This is a genomic window from Faecalibacterium sp. Marseille-P9312 (assembly GCF_902497445.1).
Classification (GTDB): Bacteria; Bacillota; Clostridia; order Oscillospirales; family Ruminococcaceae; genus Faecalibacterium; species Faecalibacterium longum.
Genome location: NZ_CABVEW010000022.1, coordinates 15,042 through 35,737 on the forward strand (window position 1 = coordinate 15,042; position 20,696 = coordinate 35,737).

General features: G+C 61.5%; 19 protein-coding genes. 13 read left to right on the plus strand and 6 right to left on the minus strand.

From position 1 onward, the window contains the following. Positions 1 to 38 precede the first annotated feature (38 nt). The 5 genes from atpA to F3G95_RS13330 all read left to right on the plus strand — a co-directional run bounded on the left by atpA (position 39) and on the right by F3G95_RS13330 (position 5,544). Positions 39 to 1,559 carry a F0F1 ATP synthase subunit alpha gene (gene atpA, locus F3G95_RS13310; protein ID WP_149795327.1) on the plus strand — a complete coding sequence of 507 codons (1,521 nt, stop codon included), beginning with the start codon at positions 39 to 41 and terminating at the stop codon, positions 1,557 to 1,559. A gap of 19 nt (positions 1,560 to 1,578) precedes the next feature. Then, positions 1,579 to 2,427 (plus strand): ATP synthase F1 subunit gamma, encoded by an 849-nt coding sequence (gene atpG, locus F3G95_RS13315; protein ID WP_015564619.1) that lies wholly within the window; start codon positions 1,579 to 1,581, stop codon positions 2,425 to 2,427. Between the two features lie 175 nt (positions 2,428 to 2,602). Next, complete coding sequence (gene atpD, locus F3G95_RS13320) at positions 2,603 to 3,997, plus strand: F0F1 ATP synthase subunit beta (RefSeq protein ID WP_149795328.1); 1,395 nt, start codon at positions 2,603 to 2,605, stop codon at positions 3,995 to 3,997. A gap of 3 nt (positions 3,998 to 4,000) precedes the next feature. Further along, positions 4,001 to 4,402 carry an ATP synthase F1 subunit epsilon gene (gene atpC, locus F3G95_RS13325; protein WP_149795329.1) on the plus strand — a complete coding sequence of 134 codons (402 nt, stop codon included), beginning with the start codon at positions 4,001 to 4,003 and terminating at the stop codon, positions 4,400 to 4,402. Between the two features lie 137 nt (positions 4,403 to 4,539). Then, positions 4,540 to 5,544, plus strand: a complete 1,005-nt coding sequence (locus tag F3G95_RS13330; RefSeq protein WP_149795330.1) for a leucine-rich repeat domain-containing protein — start codon at positions 4,540 to 4,542, stop codon at positions 5,542 to 5,544. Between the two features lie 60 nt (positions 5,545 to 5,604). Here the strand turns inward: F3G95_RS13330 and udk are convergent, their stop codons facing one another. Beyond that, a complete protein-coding gene (udk, locus tag F3G95_RS13335; protein WP_149795331.1) occupies positions 5,605 to 6,234 on the minus strand; it encodes a uridine kinase in 630 nt (209 codons plus the stop codon). 130 nt (positions 6,235 to 6,364) lie between these two features. Here udk and F3G95_RS13340 point away from each other — a divergent pair, with 130 nt between their 5' ends. Both F3G95_RS13340 and F3G95_RS13345 read left to right on the plus strand, forming a co-directional pair. Next, positions 6,365 to 6,991 carry a C39 family peptidase gene (locus F3G95_RS13340; protein ID WP_149795332.1) on the plus strand — a complete coding sequence of 209 codons (627 nt, stop codon included), beginning with the start codon at positions 6,365 to 6,367 and terminating at the stop codon, positions 6,989 to 6,991. Further along, complete coding sequence (locus F3G95_RS13345) at positions 6,988 to 8,604, plus strand: phospholipase D-like domain-containing protein (protein ID WP_149795333.1); 1,617 nt, start codon at positions 6,988 to 6,990, stop codon at positions 8,602 to 8,604. The genes F3G95_RS13340 and F3G95_RS13345 overlap by 4 nt, the downstream gene beginning before the upstream one ends. Positions 8,605 to 8,640: 36 nt before the next feature. Here the strand turns inward: F3G95_RS13345 and F3G95_RS13350 are convergent, their stop codons facing one another. The 5 genes from F3G95_RS13350 to F3G95_RS13370 all read right to left on the minus strand — a co-directional run bounded on the left by F3G95_RS13350 (position 8,641) and on the right by F3G95_RS13370 (position 14,818). Continuing rightward, positions 8,641 to 9,510 carry a YitT family protein gene (locus F3G95_RS13350; RefSeq protein ID WP_149795334.1) on the minus strand — a complete coding sequence of 290 codons (870 nt, stop codon included), beginning with the start codon at positions 9,508 to 9,510 and terminating at the stop codon, positions 8,641 to 8,643. Positions 9,511 to 9,623: 113 nt separating this feature from the next. Next, entirely contained in the window at positions 9,624 to 10,298 is a 675-nt protein-coding gene (locus F3G95_RS13355; RefSeq protein WP_149795335.1) for a P-II family nitrogen regulator, read from the minus strand. Positions 10,299 to 10,310: 12 nt separating this feature from the next. Then, a complete protein-coding gene (locus F3G95_RS13360; protein ID WP_149795336.1) occupies positions 10,311 to 11,861 on the minus strand; it encodes a DUF1538 domain-containing protein in 1,551 nt (516 codons plus the stop codon). Positions 11,862 to 12,180: 319 nt separating this feature from the next. Beyond that, the gene (locus F3G95_RS13365; RefSeq protein WP_347562916.1) at positions 12,181 to 13,539 is read right to left on the minus strand and encodes an NAD(P)-dependent oxidoreductase; all 1,359 of its coding nucleotides are present in this window, start codon (positions 13,537 to 13,539) and stop codon (positions 12,181 to 12,183) included. A gap of 79 nt (positions 13,540 to 13,618) precedes the next feature. Next, positions 13,619 to 14,818, minus strand: coding sequence for a nucleotidyltransferase family protein (locus tag F3G95_RS13370; protein WP_149795338.1), 1,200 nt, complete (start codon positions 14,816 to 14,818; stop codon positions 13,619 to 13,621). 226 nt (positions 14,819 to 15,044) lie between these two features. Between F3G95_RS13370 and F3G95_RS13375 the strand changes: the two genes are divergently transcribed. From F3G95_RS13375 to F3G95_RS13400, 6 genes are all read left to right on the plus strand, one after another. Continuing rightward, positions 15,045 to 16,241, plus strand: coding sequence for an acetate kinase (locus tag F3G95_RS13375; protein ID WP_149795339.1), 1,197 nt, complete (start codon positions 15,045 to 15,047; stop codon positions 16,239 to 16,241). Between the two features lie 299 nt (positions 16,242 to 16,540). After that, a complete protein-coding gene (locus tag F3G95_RS13380) occupies positions 16,541 to 16,828 on the plus strand; it encodes a zinc-ribbon domain containing protein (protein ID WP_117535946.1) in 288 nt (95 codons plus the stop codon). Positions 16,829 to 16,982: 154 nt separating this feature from the next. Continuing rightward, positions 16,983 to 17,237: a DUF1858 domain-containing protein gene (locus F3G95_RS13385; RefSeq protein ID WP_015564630.1), complete on the plus strand. Its 255-nt coding sequence runs from the start codon at positions 16,983 to 16,985 to the stop codon at positions 17,235 to 17,237. Further along, positions 17,238 to 17,903 (plus strand): class I SAM-dependent methyltransferase, encoded by a 666-nt coding sequence (locus F3G95_RS13390; protein ID WP_149795340.1) that lies wholly within the window; start codon positions 17,238 to 17,240, stop codon positions 17,901 to 17,903. Further along, a complete protein-coding gene (locus F3G95_RS13395; protein ID WP_149795341.1) occupies positions 17,900 to 18,676 on the plus strand; it encodes a Nif3-like dinuclear metal center hexameric protein in 777 nt (258 codons plus the stop codon). Before F3G95_RS13390 ends, F3G95_RS13395 begins: the two co-directional genes overlap by 4 nt. Positions 18,677 to 18,691: 15 nt before the next feature. Then, complete coding sequence (locus F3G95_RS13400; protein ID WP_149795342.1) at positions 18,692 to 20,446, plus strand: NFACT RNA binding domain-containing protein; 1,755 nt, start codon at positions 18,692 to 18,694, stop codon at positions 20,444 to 20,446. Positions 20,447 to 20,696: the final 250 nt, after the last annotated feature.

A 20,696-nucleotide genomic window follows, 5' to 3' on the forward strand; every position in this document is an offset into this window, starting at 1 on the left:
CGAAAGTTTACAAAGAATTGAGTGGTGAAGACACAACAATGCAACTGAAACCTGAAGAGATCTCCAAGATCATCCGTGCTCAGATCAAGCATTACGAAAATGTCATCGAGCAGAGCGAGGTCGGCACGGTCATTCTGGTGGGCGACGGCATCGCCCGCGCCAGCGGTCTGGAAAAGTGCATGGCAGGCGAGCTGCTCCAGTTTGAGAACGGCGAGTACGGTATGGCCCAGAACCTCGAGGAGAACACCGTCTCCATCGTTCTGCTGGGCTCCGACGTCGGAATCAAAGAGGGCAGCATCGTCAAGCGCACCGGCAAGGTCGTGTCCGTCCCTGTGGGCGAGGCACTGATCGGCCGTGTCGTCAACGCACTGGGCCAGCCCATCGACGGCGCAGGCCCCATCGAGACGACGGAGTTCCGCCCCATCGAGAGCCCTGCTCCCGGCATCATCGAGCGCCAGCCCGTCAAGGAGCCGCTGCAGACCGGCATCAAGGCCATCGACTCCATGATCCCCATCGGCCGCGGCCAGCGTGAGCTGATCATCGGCGACCGCCAGACCGGCAAGACCACCATCGCGTCCGATACCATCATCAACCAGAAGGGCAAGGACGTCATCTGCATCTACGTCGCCATCGGCCAGAAGCGCTCTACCGTGGCAAACCTCGTGCAGAGCCTCACCGAGGCCGGTGCCATGAGCTACACCATCGTGGTGTCGGCAACGGCATCCGAGCTGTCGCCCCTGCAGTATATCGCTCCCTACTCCGGCTGTGCCATGGGCGAATACTTCATGCACAAGGGCAAGCACGTCCTTATCATCTACGACGACCTGTCCAAGCACGCTGTCGCTTACCGCGCCCTGTCGCTGCTGATCCGCCGTCCCCCGGGACGTGAGGCTTACCCCGGCGACGTCTTCTATCTGCACTCCCGTCTGCTGGAACGCGCGGCCAAGCTCTCCGACGAGCTGGGCGGCGGCAGCCTGACGGCACTGCCCATTATCGAGACGCAGGCGGGCGATGTGTCCGCCTACATCCCCACGAACGTCATCTCCATCACCGACGGCCAGATCTTCCTTGAGACGGAGCTGTTCCACTCGGGCGTCATGCCGGCCGTCAACCCCGGCATCTCGGTCTCCCGTGTCGGCGGCAACGCCCAGATCAAGGCTATGAAGAAGGTCGCCGGTACTTTGAAGCTGATTTATTCTCAGTACCGTGAGCTGCAGTCCTTCGCGCAGTTCGGCTCCGACCTGGACGCTGACACCAAGGCCCGTCTGGCACAGGGCGAGCGTATCGTCGAGGTGCTCAAGCAGAACCGCTCCGCTCCCGTTGCGGTCGAAAAACAGGTGGCCATCCTCTACGCGACTATCCACGACTACCTCGTGAACATCAAGGTGCCTGCCGTGGCCGAGTACGAGAAGGGCCTGTACGAGTATCTCGATACCGACGCAGCCGGTGCCTCCGTGATGGAGACCATCCGCACCACCGGCAAGCTGGAAAAGGACGCCGAGGAAGCTCTGAAGGGTGTGCTGTCCGCTTACACCGAGAACTTTATCAAGGCACACTGACAGGAAGGAGGCGTAACGCATGGCAGGTTCCATGAAGGACATCAAGCTGCGCATCAAAAGCGTAGAGAGTACCATGCAGATCACCAAGGCTATGGAGCTGGTGGCTTCCTCCAAAATGCGCCGTGCCAAGGAGCGGGTGGAGCACAGCCGCCCCTACTTTGAGACGCTGTACGAATCGCTGACCAAGATCGCGGCGGCAGACCCCCGCGCCCGCAATCCCTATCTGCGCCGGGACGACATCAAGCGGACCCTGCTGGTGGTCATCGCGGGCGACCGCGGCCTGGCCGGCGGCTATAACGCCAATGTGTTCAAGCAGGCCGACGCCGCCGAAGGCCCCGTCACCGTGCTGCCCATCGGCAAGCGCTCCGCAGAGTATTTCGCCCACCACGGGGCCGGCCTCTTCACCCCCGAGGTGCTGATGGCGGCGGATGTGTCAGTGAGCGAGTGCTTCACCCTGTCCCACCAGATAACGGAAGGCTTCCTCAAGGGCGAGTACGACGCGGTGAAGCTCTGCTACACCCGCTTTGACTCCATGATGACCCAGACGGCCACCACCCTCGAGGTGCTGCCCCTGACCATCGAGCCCACCGAGGCCCAGAAGGCCGAGGCCCGTCGGAGCCAGATCCTGTACAAACCCAGCTGCGAGGAAGTGTTCGGCGCTATCATCCCCGAGTATGTGGCGGGTGTCCTCTACGGCGCTGTGTGCGAGAGCGTGGCCAGTGAGCTGGCCGCCCGCCGCACCGCCATGGATGCCGCCACCAAGAACGCCGGCGAGATGATAGAGCATCTGAATCTGTATTACAACCGCGCCCGTCAGGCCGCCATCACGCAGGAGATCACTGAGATCGTGGCTGGTGCGGAAAATTAAGGCGGCTTGCCCTCTCCGGCATTGCTTGCGCAATGCCACCTCTCCCAAAGGGAGAGGCTTAAAGCTGACCGATACGTTTCAGGCTCTCCCTCTGGGAGAGCTGGACGCGAAGCGGCCTGAGAGGGCAAGGACGCTGACAAAGAGCATTCCATTAAAAGAGAAGGAGTTGTAGCCTATGTCCGAAAAACACATCGGCAAGGTGATCCAAGTCATCGGCCCGGTGCTGGACATCCAGTTCAAGGATGGAGAGCTGCCGGACCTGCTCAACGCCATCGAGATCGACAACCACGGCCAGAAGCTGGTGGTCGAGGTGGCGCAGCTGACCGGTGACAACGTCGCCCGCTGCATCGCCATGAGCAGCACCGACGGCCTGGTGCGCGGCACCGAGGCCGTGGACACCGGCGAGTCCATCAAGGTCCCCGTCGGCGACCAGTGCCTGGGCCGCGTGTTCAACCTGCTGGGTGAGCCGGTGGACAATAAGCCCGCCCCCACCCCGGAGGCTTACTGGCCCATCCACCGCCCCGCTCCCAGCTATGAGGAGCAGCAGTCCACTACCGAAATTCTGGAGACCGGCATCAAGGTCGTTGACCTCATCTGCCCCTACGCCAAGGGCGGCAAGATTGGTCTGTTCGGCGGTGCCGGTGTCGGCAAGACCGTCCTTATCCAGGAGCTGATCTACAACATCGCCACCGAGCACAACGGCTACTCGGTGTTCACCGGTGTCGGCGAGCGCACCCGTGAGGGCAACGACCTTTACGGCGAAATGACCGAGAGCGGCGTCATCAACAAGACGGCGCTGGTCTACGGCCAGATGAACGAGCCCCCAGGAGCCCGTATGCGCGTGGCACTGTCCGGCCTGACTATGGCGGAGTATTTCCGCGACGTCAAGAATCAGGACGTGCTGCTCTTCATCGACAACATCTTCCGCTTCACTCAGGCAGGCTCTGAGGTGTCGGCTCTGCTGGGCCGTATGCCCTCCGCCGTCGGCTACCAGCCTACGCTGGCTACCGAGATGGGCGCTCTGCAGGAGCGCATCACCTCCACCCGCAAGGGCTCCATCACCTCGGTGCAGGCTGTCTACGTCCCCGCCGACGACCTGACCGACCCGGCCCCCGCAACGACGTTCACCCATCTGGACGCTACCACGGTCCTGAGCCGTGACATCGCCTCTCAGGGCATTTACCCCGCTGTGGACCCGCTGGACTCCACCAGCCGTATCCTCAGCCCGGAGGTCGTGGGTCAGGAGCATTATGAGATCGCCCGTGCCGTCCAGAAGGTGCTGCAGCGCTACAAGGAGCTGCAGGACATCATCGCCATCATGGGTATGGACGAGCTGAGCGAGGATGACAAGCGCACCGTCAGCCGCGCCCGCAAGGTGCAGCGCTTCCTGAGCCAGAGCTTCCACGTTGCAGAGCAGTTCACCGGTATGCCCGGCCAGTACGTCCCGCTGAAAGAGACGCTGCGCGGCTTCCGTATGATCCTGAACGGCGAGTGCGACGACCTGCCCGAGAGCGCCTTCCTGTTCGCAGGCACCATCGACGATGTGTTCGCTAAGGCGAAGAAGGGGTAAACCATGACGACCTTTCATCTGACGGTGGTCACACCGGACGGCTGCGCCTTTGAGGGGCAGGCCGAGCGTGTGGTCTGCCGCGCCATCGACGGTGACCTTGCCATTCTGGCCAAGCACGGCGACTACTGCACCGCGCTGGGCATGGGCGAGGCCCACATCGTTGATGCCGAGGGCAGCCGCCGCCGTGCCGCCTGCATGGGCGGGATGCTCACCGTGCTGGACGGTGAGGTGCGTCTGGTAGCCACCACAGGGGAGTGGGCTGAGCAGATCGACCACGCCCGCGCCGAGGCCGCAAAAAAGCGCGCCGAAGAGATCCTGGCCCGCAAAGACCTCGACCGCCGCGAGTACGAGATGGCACAGGCCCGCCTCAAGCGCGCACTGGTGCGCACTTCCATCAAAGAATGATGCAAAACCTGCTGTTTTCCACGAACAGCAGGTTTTTTGTTGAAAAACGGGCAGACATATCGACAATCCGGACAAAAAAGCGTATGATATAGAAAACAGGGCAGAAAAAGAACTGCCGCAAAGAGGAGGAACTTAAAATGGGTGTTTTTATGCACAGACCCTTTGGCCGCGCTGCAGCGCTGACACTGGCGGCGGCAATGCTTCTGGGGGCGCCGTCCGCACTGGCGGCGCAGGTGCCGGCAGCATTTCTGGAACAGGAAAATTCCATCTCAGCGCCCGGCGTGGCGCTCGTCCGCTCCGGCAAGTGCGGCGAGGCCGTCAACTGGGGCCTCGGCGCTGACAACGTGCTCTACATCTATGGCAGCGGCCCGATGAACGATTTCTCTACGAACGAGGGCAGCCGCGCCCCGTGGGCCGAGGAGCTGCTGGCAGCTTCGCCCGACGGGCTGAGCACCATTCAGGCGGTACAGGTCTGCGAGGGTGTGACCAAGCTGGGCGCATTTGCATTCAATAACGTCGGCAGCGCCTACTACACCGGCCTCACCAGCATCACCCTGCCCGACAGCCTGCAGGAAGTGGGGCGCCGCGCTCTCTATGGCTGCAAGGCCCTTTCCAGCATCGAGGTGAGCGCAGCCAACCCCTGTCTCACCGTGCAGGACGGCATCCTCTACAATAAGGCCATGACCCAGCTCATCCGCTGCCCTGCCGCAGGCGGTCTGACGGCCTATACCGTTCCGGCCAGCGTGACCGAGCTGGCCGAAGGCGCCTTTGCATCCTGCACCTCGCTGGAGAGCATCGTGCTCCCGGAGGGGATGACCAGCATTGCAGACAATGCCTTTGAAGGCTGCTCTGCCCTGCGGGAAGTCACCCTGCCCAGCACCCTGAAGACCCTGAACTACGCCTGCTTCGGCTGGTGCAGCAGCCTGACGAACATCGTCCTGCCGGAAGGCACCGAGAAGCTGGACTGGTCGGTCTTTGCCAGCTGCACCAGCCTGTCGTCCGTGACCATCCCCAGCAGTGTGAAAACGATCGACGTTTACGCATTCAATAAGTGCCCGCTGAAGGAAGTCAAGATCAGCAAGGATTGCGTTCTCGGCAGCCAGGCCTTCGGCAAGGACGTCAAGATCAAGTATTATCACTGAGCCTGATACAGCAAAACCGGAGTCCCCGCAGGGACTCCGGTTTTGTTGTATCAGAAGCTTTTAGAGCATATTGGCCTTCTCGATGAGGCTGCGGATGTGGTGAGCCAGCATCTCGATGGCGGTGGTGTTCTCGCCGCCGTTGGGGACGATGATGTCAGCGTTCCGCTTGCTGGGCTCAACGAAAGCCTCGTGCATGGGTTTGACGGTGGTGAGGTACTGGTTGATGACGCTGTCGAGGGAGCGGCCGCGCTCCTTGACGTCCCGCACCAGACGGCGCAGGATGCGCTCGTCAGCGTCGGTGTCCACGAAGATCTTGTAGTCGAACATGGCGCACAGCTCCGGCTCCACGAAGGGAAGGATGCCTTCCACGATGAGGACGGGGGCCGGTTCGATGTGCTGCACCTCGTTGCTGCGGTTGTGGTCGGCGTAGTCGTACACCGGGCAGTCGATGGCGCGGCCAGCCTTCAGCTCCTGTAAGTGGTAGATGAGCAGGGCGTTGTCGAAGGCGTCCGGGTGGTCGTAGTTCAGCTTGCAGCGCTCTTCAAAGGGCAGCTCATCGTGGCGTTTGTAGTAGCTGTCGTGGGAGATGAGGCGCACCTCGTCCTCCCCGAAAAGTGCCTTGAGCCGACAGGCCAGTGTGGTCTTGCCGCTGCCGGAGCCGCCTGCGATGCCGATGATCAGATTGTTCATGTTCCAAAAACCTCCGCGTGCCGATTGTTGTAGAAAAAATCCCCAGAGTAGGGTATAATATTCTTATCCTACATAATAACACACTTCGCTCTGTTTTGACAGGGCCGAATCTCCGCTGGGAGGCATTTTGATGAAAAAAATCGTTCCTGCCCCGTACATCGACCAGACTGAGCGCTGGGTCAACGGCTGCGAGAGCATCAGCAGCGTCATGCTGCTCCAGGCCGTGGGCATCGACATCGACCCGGATACCTTCATCGCCCGCGACCTGCCCCACGCCCCTTACTGGGAGCAGGACGGAAAACTCTACGGCCCTGACCCGTGGCAGGTCTACCCCGGCGACCCCCACGACCACACCGGCTACGGCTGCTATTCGCCCTGCATCGTCAAGGCCCTGAACAGCGCTCTGGAACACGAGGGCGCAGCCGACAAGTTCGAAGTCGTGGACGAGAGCGGCAAGACGGCGGCAGAGCTTTGCTCTTATATCGACGCCGGGATGCCGGTGGTGTTCTGGGCGACGCTGGATTTCCAGCCCGTGCCGGAAAAGCGTGACCACTGGCTGCTGGCCGATGGCACCGACTTTGCATGGAAGTGCAACGAGCACTGCCTGCTGCTGGTAGGCTACGATAACGAAAACTACTGGTTCAACGACCCGTGGCATGACCACGGCGTCTGTCCGCAACCGAAACAGCTGGTGGAGGACTGCCACGCGGCCCAGGGGCTGTTCGCCGTCACCCTCCGCCCGAAAGGAGAAGCATGAAAAAAGAAGAATTTCAGCAGAACATGAAAGACAGGATGCAGCAGTTCGAGGACGGCGGCCTCCGGCTCCTGAAAAAGGGTCAGAAAGGCATCGTCCACGCGATTTTCAGCCGCTTCGGGCTGGTGCTGCTGCTCATGCTGTTGCAGGTCGGTGTACTGTGGAGCGTGTTCCGGTGGTTCGGCGGACTGCTGCCCCATTACTTCGGCGGCAGTGTGGCCATGTCGGCCTTCATGGTGGTCTACATCCTCAACAGCGAGATGGACAACAGCGCCAAAATCACATGGATGGTCACCATCGCCATCCTGCCGGTCGTGGGTGTGCCGCTGTTTTTCTACGTCAAGAGCAACATCGGCCACAACGCCCTGAAAAAGCGGGTGACCCACCTCACGGAGGAGGCCCGGGGCTTACAGCCCCAGCCGCTGGCTGCGGCCCAGGAGCTGGCCGAAGCCGACCCCGGCGCGGCCTCGCTGGCGCGGTATCTCCACGGAAAGGGCGGCGGCTTCTCGGTCTACAGGAACACGGAAGTTACCTACTTCCCCGGCGGCGAGGCCAAGTTCGAAGAGCTGCTGCGCCAACTGGAAAAGGCCGAGAAGTACATCTTCCTCGAGTACTTCATCATCGACGAGGGCCTCATGTGGGGCAAGATCCTCGAAGTGCTGGCCCGCAAGGCCGCTGAGGGCGTGGACGTCCGGGTGATGTACGACGGCACCTGTGAGTTCGCCACCCTGCCCCGGGATTACCCCAGCCGCCTCGAAAAGCTGGGCATCCAGTGCCGGGTGTTCTCGCCGGTGCAGCCCTTTGTCTCGACCCATTATAATTACCGCGACCACCGGAAAATTCTCGTCATTGACGGCAAGGTGGGCTTTACCGGCGGCGTGAACCTCGCCGACGAGTACATCAACCACATCGAGAAGTATGGCCGCTGGAAGGACGCCGCCGTCATGCTGGAAGGGGAGGCTGTCCGACCGCTGACCATCCTCTTCCTCGAGATGTGGAGCATCCTCCGGGAGCCGGAGTTTGAGAAGTTCCTCTCCGTGCCGCCCCACTCTGTCCCGGCGAAGGGGTTCGCGGCCCCTTACGGCGACTGCCCGCTGGACGGTGAGCGGGTGGGAGAGATGGTCTATATCGACCTGCTCAACCGCGCCAAGCGCTACATCCACATCATGACGCCCTACCTCATCCTCGACGGCGAGCTGGAAACGGCCCTCAAGTTCGCGGCAGAGCGGGGCGTGGACGTTCACCTCATCCTGCCCCATGTGCCGGACAAGAAGTTCGCCTATGCGCTGGCGAAGACGCACTACAAGTCTCTGCTGGACTCGGGCGTGAAGATCAGCGAGTGGCTGCCCGGCTTCGTCCACGCGAAGGTCTTTGTGGTAGATGACAGCGAGGCCGTGGTGGGTACCATAAACCTCGACTACCGCAGCCTCTACCACCACTTCGAGAATGCGGTCTGGATGAAGGATACTGCCTGCATCCCCGCCATCGAGAAGGATTTCCAGAAGACGCTGGAATTCTGCCGCGACGTCGAGCCCACCCGGGAGAGCATCTGGGAGGGCAACGTGCTGCTCCATCTGGCAGGGATTTTACTGAAAGTTATTGCACCGTTACTGTAAAACAAAGGGGAATGCCGAACGGCATTCCCCTTTGTTTTACAAATAATCCTTATCCATCGAGAAGCCCCGGCCGCTGACCTCGGTGACATGGCTCACGATGAGGAAGCAGGTGGGGTCGATGCTGTGAGCCAGCTTTTCCAGTCGGGGCAGTTCCCGGTTGGACACGATGCTCAGCAGCACGGCGCTGGACTCGTGGGTGTAGCCGCCTTCGCCGTGGAGGATGGTCACGCCCCGGTCCAGCTGCTCGAGAATGGCGGCACAGATGGCGTCGGACTGGCTGCTGATGATCTTTACCTCGGTGCGGCTGGCACCCATCATCAGCATCTTATCCATGACGATGGTGTGGATGAGCACCATCACAATGCCGTACAGCACCTGCGGCATCGGGCTGAACACAGCCTGCATCAGCAGGACTATGATGTCAAAAGCCAGCATGGTGGCCGACACCGGCAGCTTGAACCACTTGTTGAGCACCAGCGGCGGGATGTCGAGGCCGCCGGTGGATGCACCGGAGCGGATGACGATGCCCAGCGCCACGCCGATGCCGAGGCCCGCGAAGACGGTGCAGAGGAAGATGTCCTCCGTCAGCACCCGGCCATTCGCCATCCCCTCGAACAGGGCGAGGAAGGCGGGGCTGAGAACACTGCTGGCCAGCGTATTGAGGGCGAAGGCCCGGCCCAGGACCACCCAGCCCCAGACCAGCATGGCGAGGTTGATGAAGAGCAGCAGCCCCGAGACGGACAGGCCCGTCAATCGCCCGATGGCCAGCGCGATGCCGGTCGCGCCGCCGGTGATGAGGCCCGCCGGCTCGAGGAACAGGGCAACGGCCAGCGAGTAGAGCGCGTTGCCGAAGATGATGGCAGCCCAGTTCCGGATCAGCTGCTTCCAGTGCGGATTCTGATTCATAGCGTTTCCTCCCATATCCCTTCTATCATACCGGAAAACGGCAAAAAAATCCACGCCCGGCGGCCTGCCGGAGCGTGGATTTTTGTTCATTTGACAGATGAAAGTTTGATTTTTTACTCTTCGTCCAGCAGGCGCAGGCCGGCGGTGTCGGTGACGGGCAGCGAGAAGACGATGGAGCCGGCCTTTTTGTCGGCGTTGTCCATGATGGCTTTCATGATGGCGTTCTTCTCGGAAGTGCGGCTGACGATGAGCACCAGCTCTTTTTCGTTCACGAGGTCGATGCCCATGAACCTGGCAGCGCCCTCCATGCCGGTGCCTTTGGCGTGGATGACGGTGCCGCCGCCGGCTCCTGCGGCCCGGGCCGCGTCCATGATAGAGCCGGTGTAGCCCTGATTGGCGATGACCAGCAGCAGGTCGTAACGGGTATCTTTCAAGGTGCTTTCCTCCTTCAGCTCAAGGGTCTGGTGTTCGGTGAGGAACAGCAGGGCGCGCTTGCCGCCGATGCTGCTTACCGGGACGATGAATGCGATGCCGGTACCCGGCACATCAATGCGCATCTGGCGGCGCAGGGCTTTCTGGATGCGGGGCCAGCTGTCCGCTGTGATGATGGCAAAGAGCACAGCTTTTTCGGTCTTTTCCAGCCCGAGGGTGGAAAGCGTCTCCTGAACGGCAGTGCCGGCGCCCACGGTGCGGAGGCTGACATCGACGCCGAAGCTCTTATACAGCTTCAGAAAGGCGTCTGTCGTGGGGCGGTCGGTGATGGTGACCAGCCAGTAAAGCGTATTCACGGCAAAGCCTCCTTACAGTTCGATGATGGCGTCGTCCGGCAGTTCGGCCAGCAGGGCGGCAGGGTCCAGCAGGGGCTGGGCGCTGCGGGCCTTGCGGGTCTTGAGCTGGGCCACAAGGCCCATGAGCTGGACGGTGATGAGGGGGGTCATGGCGACCATGGCCACCACGCCGAAGGCGTCGGTGACGATGTTGCCGCCTACGGCGATGCAGGCACCCTGCGCCAGCGGCAGCAGGAAGGTGGCCGTCATGGGGCCGGAGGCCACGCCGCCGGCGTCAAAGGCGATGGCGGTGTAGAGCTTCGGCACCACAAAGGAGATGCTGATGGCGAAGAGGTAGCCCGGGATGAGGAACCATAGGATCGAGATGCCGGTGAGGACGCGCACCATCGCAAGGCCCACCGAGAGGGCGACGCCGGCCGAGAGGGCCGCGCCCATCGTCCCGGCGGAGATGGCACCGTCGGTGACTTCTTCGACCTGTTTGTTGAGGACATAGACCGCCGGCTCGGCCCGGACGATAAAGTAGCCGATGAGCATCCCGATGGGGATGAGCAGCCACCGACTGCTCTGGCCGCCCAGGACCTGACCGAGGTAGTTGCCGGCGGGCATGAAGCCGATGTTCGCGCCGGTGAGGAAGAGCACGAGGCCGATGTAAGTATAGACGAGGCCTACGCCGATGCGGCCCAGCGTCCGCCGGTCAATGTGGAGGGCGGCGAGCTGGAAGATGCCGAACATCACGACGATGGGCAGCAGGGAAGTGGCGATCTCGTGCAGATAGGTGGGCAGGCCCTCGCTGAACAGCTGCCACAGCTCCACCGAGTCGCCCACTTCGGGGATGACCGGCGGCAGGTAGCTGCTCTCGCTGGCATGGAAGACGATGCCGAGGATGAGGACGGCGAGGATGGGACCTACGGAGCAGAGGGCCACGAGGCCGAAGCTGTCGTCCGCTGCATGGCGGTCGGAACGGATGGCCGACACACCGACGCCCAGCGCCATGATGAAGGGGACGGTCATGGGGCCGGTGGTGACGCCGCCGGAGTCGAAGGCCACGGCCAGAAACTCTTTCGGCACGAAGGCAGCCAGAAGGAAGATGGCAGCGTAAAAGATGACCAGCAGCCGGGGCAGCGGGATGCCCAGCAGCATACGCAGGAAGGCCATGACGAGGAAGATGCCCACGCCCGCAGCCACCGAGAGGATGAGGGTCATGTTGGGGATGGAGGGTACTTGGTTCGCAAGCACCTGTAAGTCCGGCTCCGAGATGGTGATGAGGAAGCCCAGCAGGAAGCCTACCCCGATGATGAGGAAGAGGTTCTGGCTTCGGGTGAGCATGGAGCCGACCCGCTCGCCCATGGGGGTCATGCTCATCTCGGCACCCAGGGTGAAGAACATGATGCCGACGATGATCATGGCAGCGCCCAGCAGAAAGCAGAGCAGGATGCTCGGGGAAACGGGGGCGATGCTGAAACAGAGCACCAGCACGATGGCTGCGATGGGCAGGACGGCCTGAAGCGCCTCCAGCAGCTTCTCCCGAAGCTTGGGGAGGGATGATCTGATAATGATGTCCACCAGCCTTTCCCGCCCGGAAGCAGTGCCGCCGGGCGTTGGAATTGAGAGATATTTCCTTATTAAGTATACAAAAACAGACAAAAGTCCGTCAACAGAAGAGCGGCTAAGATTGGCAAAGAAACAGAAATGTTACAAAAAGAAAAGACTGCTTGACAGGCAACCTCTCAGTCTGCTTCGCAGACAGCTCCCCTACCGAGGGGAGCCTCTGGCGAAGAGAAAAAGCTTTACGAAATGCCAAGGCCTCTCCTCGATAGGAGAGGTGGCATCGCGCAGCGATGACGGAGAGGTTTATGACAAACAGCCTTTTGAATCTGCGATATTAGATGCCCTGCTTGGCCAGAACGTCAGAAGTCGGGGTGGAGAACACCGGAATACCGGCGTAGGGGTCGGGAGTGTTGTCGGCGGGCAGGGCCTTCATGTAGGCGTCCATGGACTCGGCCACCTTTTTGGCGATAGCCACGGCCTCCACGACGGTGCGCGCGCCCATGACGGCGTCGCCGCCGGCGAATACGCCCTCACGGGTGGTGCTGCCATCCTCGTTGACGGTGAGCAGGCCGCGCTGGTTGGTCTCGATGCCGGTGGTGGTCTTGACGAGAGAGTTCTCAGAACCCTGGCTCACCGAGACGATGACGCCGGTGTGGGGGTAGAAGGTCTCGCTACCCTCTACCTGGGTGAACTTGCCGTCCTCGCCCTTCACGGTATCGCGGCAGATGATGCCGTTCTCACGGATCTCCACCGGAGCCTTGCAGAAGCGGAAGCCTACACCCTCGAGTTTGGCGTACCGCACTTCATGCTCGGAAGCGCTGATGCACTCCTCATCGCGGCGGGCGTAGCAGGTGACGTGGCGTGCGCCGTTGCGGATGGCAGTGCGGGCGCAGTCCATGGCGGAGTTGCCCACGCCGATGACGGCGATGTCGTCGCCCAGCTGGAAGGCCTTGGAGTTGGCCAGATAGTCGATGCCGAAGGCCACGTTGCCCAGCGTCTCGCCCTTGATGTGCATGGCGTTGGCCTTCCACAGACCGGCACCGATAAAGACGCTCTTGTAGCCGTCCCGGAAGAGGTCGTCGATGGTGATGGTCTTGCCGATGGCGGTATTGGGGCGGACATGGATGCCCTTCAGCTCGAGGTGGCGGTACTGGAAGTCGTCCAGCACGCTGTCGGGCAGGCGGTAGTTGGGGATGCCGTACCGCATGACGCCGCCGATCTTGTCGCGGGCGTCGAAGATGGTGACATCGTAACCCCAGCGTGCCAGCAGGACGGCGACGGTCAGGCCCGCAGGCCCCGAGCCGACGACAGCGGCCTTCATGCCGTTCCTGGGGGCGGGGCCGGAAGTCATCTTGTTGGCGTAGGTGGTGGAGATGTAGTCCTCGATGATGGAGAAGTGGACGGGGTCGTGGCTGGGCATCCGGTTGCGGATGCAGTGGCCCTCGCACTGGTTCTCGTGGTTGCACACGAGGCTGCACACAGTGGTCAGGGGGTTGTTTTCAAACAGCATCCGGCCGGCGTCGTCGAGGTGATTGTCCTTGAGCAGGCGGATGACCTCGGGGATGTTGGTGTGGATGGGGCAGCCCTGCTGGCACATCGGCTTTTTGCAGCCGAGGCAGCGGTTGGCTTCGTCCAGAACGTGAAGTGCCATGGTTCCTCCTTGTACCTGTCGAACAGGCGGTGTTGTATCCAAGTATCTTTACTATAATACACCGAAACTGCTTCGGCATACAAGTGCCGAAATGATAAAATTTGCAGAAAAATTTCTGCCATTACGTCAAAAAGATATTTTTTTGACGAAGTAGACCGCCCATGGCCTCGGGTGAAACGCGGCAGAGCGTACCAAAATCGGCGGCGGCAAGCTGCGCCTCGGCCATCCGAGCGGAAGCATCGCCTGATCCCCGCAGACGGGCCAGCGAGTGGGAGACAGGGAGAGTGCAATTTTTTAAGAAAGGAAGAGCATCCTTCTTTCCTCCCAGCAGGTGGAGATAGGGCGGAAGGGCGGGGAGACTGTCGGCGGTGCAGCCCAGCGCGGCGTCCATGGCGAGGCGGCGCATCCGCGCCCGGGGGTAGCGGACGGTGGTGAGAGCGTCCAGAAGTTCGTCGTAGGTGGTGCTGGTACGGACGGCGGCTTCCAGACGGTGCTCCAGTCCTTCGGAGACGCCGCGGATGTCTGCAAAGGGTGCTTTGCCCCGGCAGGCAGACCGGAGAAGGGCCAGCTCGCACCGCCCGGCGGCGGAAAAATCGGTGTACTGCCCGGCGGCGTAAGCCTCCTGATAAAGCGGGAAGACCGCCTCGGGAACGTAAGGCGCGACGGCGTCCGCTCCGCCCTCGGCCCAGAGCTTGCGAAGTGCGCTGGCGCTGGCGAACTGCCCGTGGGCAGAGTGGAGCGCCTCACCGTGGTTCGCGCCTTGCCGGGGCAGGGGATAAGCCTCCATCCGAGGCGCAAGGCTGCGGATGGCCCGGCAGTATTCGACAGCGAGGTTGTTGTTGGGCTTGTCCAGCAGGGCGGCGACCCGCTCGTCAGATGCAAGCTGAGCCGCTGCGGCCTGCCGCGCGGCGGCAAAGCTCCGTGCGCCGCCCGCAAGCTGGGCTTTCAGGGCGGCGCGGTAGGAGCCGCTGTCAAGAAGCTCGGCGGTCTCCATCAGAAGGGCCGCGTCGGGCGTCTCGGCGCCGAACACCAGACCGTCGCACCCGGCGGCGGCAAGCAGCGCCACGCCCGCCCGGGCGAACGCCTCTGCCCCCGCGCAGGCACAGGGAGCAGGCAGGGCGAACACAAGGTCAGCCCCGCAGGTGAGGGCGGACCGGGTGCGGACAGCTTCAGGCAGGAGGGGCAGCGCCCCTCGCTGCACCAGCGAACAGCTCATGGCGACGGCGACGCGCTCTGCACCCAGCGCTTTTGCCTGCGCCAGCTGCCATGCGTGGCCGTTGTGGAAGGGGTCGTATTCGGCGATGATACCGGCAAATTTCATGACGTGACCTCAAAAGTTTGTGAAATATCTGTCATACTGCATGGAGAACTGGGGCAGAATGACAGGATTCTGGGCAGGATGTACAAAAAGCCCGGGGACTTCGTGGCAGGCTTTGCCGCCATTGCGGCTTGAAAACCGGCCGACCCTATTATATAATAATTCTAGGAATCTGTAAAATTCTGCCCTCTCGGGGGTGGACAAAAACATATCTGGAGGAAACAAGAAGATGAAAATTCTGGTTATCAACTGTGGTTCTTCTTCCCTGAAATATCAGCTCATCGATATGGACGGTGAGAAGGTGCTGTGCAAGGGTCTGTGCGAGCGCATCGGCATGGAGAGCAGCATGATCACCCATGAAGCTAACGGCCACAAGGCTACCACTCCCGCGATCTTCCCCACCCACACCGAGGCTTTTGCTGAGGTCGTGAAGAAGATGACCACCGGCGAGGGCAAGTGCATCGACGATGTCAGCGAGATCAGCGCCATCGGTCACCGCGTCGTCCACGGCGGTGAGAAGTTCAAGGCCAGCTGCCTGATCACCGACGAGGTCATCAACACCATCCGTGAGCTGAGCCCCCTGGCTCCTCTGCACAACCCCGCAGGCATCCTCGGCATCGAGGCAGCCCGCAAGGTCTTCGGCAACGTCCCGATGGTCGCTGTCTTCGACACCGCTTTCCACAGCACCATGCCCCCGAAGGCTTATATGTACGCCATCCCCTATGAGTACTATGAGAAGTACGGCGTCCGCCGCTACGGCTTCCACGGCACCAGCCACAAGTACGTTGCTCACAAGGCTGCTGAGTACCTCGAGGAGCCCATTGAGCGCCTGAAGCTCATCACCTGCCATCTGGGCAACGGCTCCTCCATCACCGCTGTCGATCAGGGCAAGGTCGTTGATACCTCCATGGGCATGACCCCGCTGGCCGGCCTGATGATGGGTACCCGCTGCGGCGACCTGGACCCCTCTGTGGTCAACTACCTGAAGTACACCCTGAACATCACCGGCCACGAGCTGGACGAGATCCTGAACAAGAAGTCCGGCCTGCTGGGCATCTCCGGTGTTTCCAGCGACAAGCGTGACGTCGAGGAGGCTGCTCTCCACGGCAACAAGCGCGCTCAGCTGGCTTCTGACATGCTGAACTACCAGATCAAGAAGGTCGTCGGCAGCTACATCGCAGCTATGGGCGGCGTGGACGCCATCGTCTTCACCGGCGGCATCGGCGAGCACGACGAGATCGCCCGTGCAAAGGTCTGCCACCACATGGATTGGCTGGGCATCCGCATCGATACCGAGAAGAACGAGCATCCCGTGGGCGATGTCTGCGACATCACCGCCTGGGGCGCCAAGGTCCGCACTCTGGTCATCGCTACCGACGAGGAGCTGATGATCGCCCGCGACACCAAGGAAGTCCTCGAGAAGTAATCTCTGCATTTAAGGCATCCAAGGCCGCACCGCTCCCCCAAAGGGCGGTGTGGACTTTTTGCTGTTTTGCACGAGCAAAGACCGTCTTATTATGCCGAATGCACAAAAAAGCGGACGAGGGGTTGTTTTTTGGTTGACAAATCAAAAAAAGAACGGTACAATAGGGGAGTCCTCAGCTAGAGGACGTTTACTCATTCAAGCCCCTGGTAAGCTTACGATCAGCGCTATGGTCCCTAAAAACCAAAGGTATGGTTACAATCCTTCCGTGGGCAAGAACTAAACAAAGAGGAGATACTACTATGTTCGAAGACAAGACTTTAGTTTGCAAGGACTGCGGCAAGGAGTTTGTTTGGACTGCTGGTGAGCAGGAGTTCTACGCATCTCGCGGCTTTGAGAACCAGCCCCAGCGCTGCAAGCCCTGCCGTGATGCCCGCAAGAACGGCGGCGCACGCAGCAACGGCGGTGAGCGCCAGATGTTCGACGCTGTCTGCGCAGCTTGCGGCAAGGCTTGCAAGGTTCCCTTCCAGCCCCGTGAGGACCGTCCGGTCTACTGCTCTGACTGCTTCGCTCGCATGAAGCAGAACTAAGCGCTGATTCTACAATCTGAAGCTTAACGGCCCCCGCACTGCTTGCAGTGCGGGGGCTTTTTTCAATTACTACTTGAAATATAGGATATGATTGGGGTATATTATAGCTGAGCGCCGCAAAGGCGCATCGTAAGAGACAGAAAGGACAACTACCATGTTTGATATTTTCAATATGCTCAAGAAGGACGAAGCCAAGGCTGTGAAGCAGGTCACCCGTGAGACCATCATCGGCGACATTCTGGATATGGACCAGAGCACCGCTCCCTACTTCATGGAGATCGGGATGCACTGCCTGGGCTGCCCCGCCTCCCGCGGCGAGAGCATCGAGGAAGCCTGCGAGGTCCACGGTGTGGATTGCGACGAGCTGCTGGAGAAGCTGAACGCTCATCTGGCCTCCAAGAAGTCCTGAGTGCTGCCGACACTGGATGCGCGTCTGAGCGCTGCCGCTGAGCTGGTGCGCCCCGGCGAGCCGGTGGCCGACATCGGCTGCGACCACGGCAAGCTGACGGCGGTGCTGGCCGCTTCGGGGAAGTACCCCAAAGTCATCGGGGCCGACCTGCGCCCCGGCCCGCTGGCAAAGGCAGAACAGACGCTGGAATATGCCGGATGCAAAGACCGCGCTGAGCTGAGGCTCGGCGACGGTCTTTCTGTGTTGTCTCCGGGCGAGGTGAGCACCATCGTGCTGGCGGGCGTCTCGGCCCAGACAACGTGGGAGATCATCGAGAAAGCCCCGTGGGTATCTGCGCCGGGCGGGCCTCGCCTTGTGATGGTGCCAGCCACCCGCCACAGCGATCTGCGCCGCTGGCTGTGGGAACATGGTTTTTCCCTCGCGGCCGACCGGCCGGTGCAGGCGGCGGGCCGCTGGTATGCGGTCATGGCCGCCGAGTACACCGGCGAGGTGAAAACGCCCACGTTCCGGGAGTGCCTGTTCGGCCTCACCGGCCAGTGGCCGGAGGGGGAAGGCTACGCCGCATGGCAGAAAGCCAAGCTGCCTCGCCTCCGCCTCGGTGTGCCGGACGGCACAGAGCTGGCGAAAGAGATGGATGAACTGATAAAAGGGGAGAGCAAAGCATGACGACGGTACAGCAGATATACGAAGAGATGCAGCGCATCGCGCCGCTGGCTCTGGCCGAAAGCTGGGACAATCCCGGCCTGCTGGTAGACTGCGGCGGCAAGGTGTCCCGTGTGCTGGTGACGCTGGACATCACCCCCGAGGTGGTGGAAGAGGCCGCCCGGAAGGGCTGCGGGCTCATCGTGTCCCACCACCCGGTCATCTTCTCGCCCCTCAAAAAGCTGAGTGGGCAGGACGTGGCTTTCCGGCTGGTGAAAAGCGGCATCTCGGCGATTTGTATGCATACGAATCTTGATGCCGCCGAGGGCGGCGTCAATGAGGTGCTGGCCGGGTTCTTTGGGATGCGGGAGATGGAAGCCTTCGCCGAGGGCTGCGGCCGTGTGGGCAGCATCGAGCCCCTCACAGTCCCCGAGCTGGCAAAAAAGGCGCAGAAAGAGCTTGCCGCCCGCTGCAACCAGCCGTTCAACGGCCCTGCGGTGCAGGTCAAGTTCGCCGACACCGGCAAAACAGTGCGGCGGCTGGCCGTCATCAGCGGCGCAGGCGGAAGCCTCTTCGAGGACGCCATCGCGCAGGGGGCAGACTGCCTGCTGACCGGCGAGGCCAACCACCACCACGCCATCGACGCAAAGCGTCTGGGGCTCTCGCTCATCGCAGCAGGCCACTACGCTACGGAGTTCCCGGCGACGGCGGCAGTGGCGGAGAAGCTGCGCAGGGCCTTTCCGGAGCTGGAAGTCCTTGTGAGCGAGGATGCCCGGGACCCCTATACTTATTTATAAAACGAGGTAATACAAATGGCATTGGATGCCGCGACACTGGCGCTGACGGCGGCGGAATTGAAGACCACGCTGGCTGACGCCAAAATCGCAAAACTGTTTGAGCCGACCCGCGACGAGCTGGTCATCACCCTGCGCACCCGTACGGAGACTGACAGCCTGCTGCTGTCGGCCCGGAGCGGCTCGGCGCGAGTCTGCCTGACCGAGGAGAGCTTCGAAAACCCCGAGACGCCGCCCTCTTTCTGTATGCTGATGCGTAAGCATCTCACCGGCGGACGTCTGCTGGACGTCCGGATGGAGCCGGGCGACCGGATCGTCTACTTCGAGTTCCAGTGTACCAACGAGATGGGCGACCTTGTACGCAATATCCTCTGCGCCGAGCTGATGGGCCGTTACTCCAATCTGGTGCTGGTGCAGAACGGCAAGATCATCGATGCCCTCAAGCGGGTGGATTTCGAGGACAGCGATGTCCGTCAGCTCCTGCCCGGCCTGCCCTACACGACGCCCCCCAAGCCTGCCCGGCCTGATTTTCTGGCCGTCAGCTCGGCGTCCATCGTGGCGGCGGCCTGCGAGCGCGACCTGCCGGTGGCAGACGCCCTGAATAAAACGGTGGCCGGTGTCGGCCCGGTGGTCTGCCGCGAAGCCGCATGGCGCGCCTTTGACGGAGAACATCTGCTGGCCAACGAGCTGACGGAGGCCCAGAAGGTCCGGCTGATGGCGGCCATCGACGAGCTGAAAGAGATCTACGACGCGGGCGGCTGTCCGTGCAGCGTCACCGCTCCGGACGGCAAGCCGGTGGAGTACACCTTCTTCCGCCCCCAGCAGTACGGCGAGAAATATCTCATCAAGGAGTGGCCCTCCTTCAACGCGATGCTGGAAGGCTATTACGCCGAGAAAGACCGCGCCGAGCGCCTGCGCACCAAGAGCAAGGAACTCCACAAAGCCGTCCACAATATGTACGAGCGTGCCGTCCGCAAGCAGGCGGCCCGTCAGGAAGAGCTTGCCGCCAGCGGCAAGAGCGAAAAGCTCCGCCTCTACGGCGAACTGCTGTCGGCCAACCTCTACCTCGCCGAAAAGGGCATGAAGAGCATCACGGTGCCGAACTGGTACGATGAGGGCAAAGAAGTCACGATCCCGCTCGATTTGCGGTTCAGTCCCAGCCAGAACGCGCAGAACTTCTTCAAGAACTACAAGAAGAAGCAGACTGCAGCCCGGATGCTGGTGGACCTGCTGGCCGAGGGCGAGAAGGAGATCGCCTATCTGGAAACGGTGCTCTATGAGGTGGAGACGGCTTCCGGCGAGGCGGCGCTGAACGAGATCCGGGCCGAGCTCAAGAGCCAGGGCTATCTGAAATACTACAAACAGCGCGACAAGCGCCAGAAGCCCGCCGACTTCCTCCGCTTCACGTCCAGCGACGGCTTCGAGATCCTGGTAGGCCGCAACAACGCCCAGAACGACAAGCTCACCCTCCACACCGCCCGGGGCAAGGATCTGTGGTTCCATGTTCAGAAGGCCCCCGGCAGCCACGTCGTGGTCATGAGCCGGGGCGAGGACATCCCCGACACCACCAAGCAGGAGGCCGCAGAGCTGGCTGTCGTGTATTCCAGCACCTTCAAGGCCGGTGCTGCCGCCAAGGTGGCCGTGGACACCACCGAGGTGAAGAATATCTGGAAAGCCAACGGCGCAAAGCCCGGCATGGTGCTCTACGAGGTGTACACCACCGTCTACGTCACCCCCCGGGAGGGGCTGGAGAAGGCACTGAAAACAAAATGATCCAAGGGGGGCTCCCCCGGGAGGCTGCTGCATCAGAGCGGATGCGGCGGCCTCTTTTTTTGCGTCCGGGGGAAGCACCCGCCGGGGCAGGGAGGAGGTTTGTTGTGTTTTATTGCACATTGCCGCAAAATTGAGGATTTTGAGTAAAAACTTTGTTATTTTCCCCTATTGCAAATAAGGGGGGGGGGGGGGGCAAAATTAAAAAAAAAAAACCCCCCCCCCAAAAAAAAAGGCCGAAAAACCCACAAAA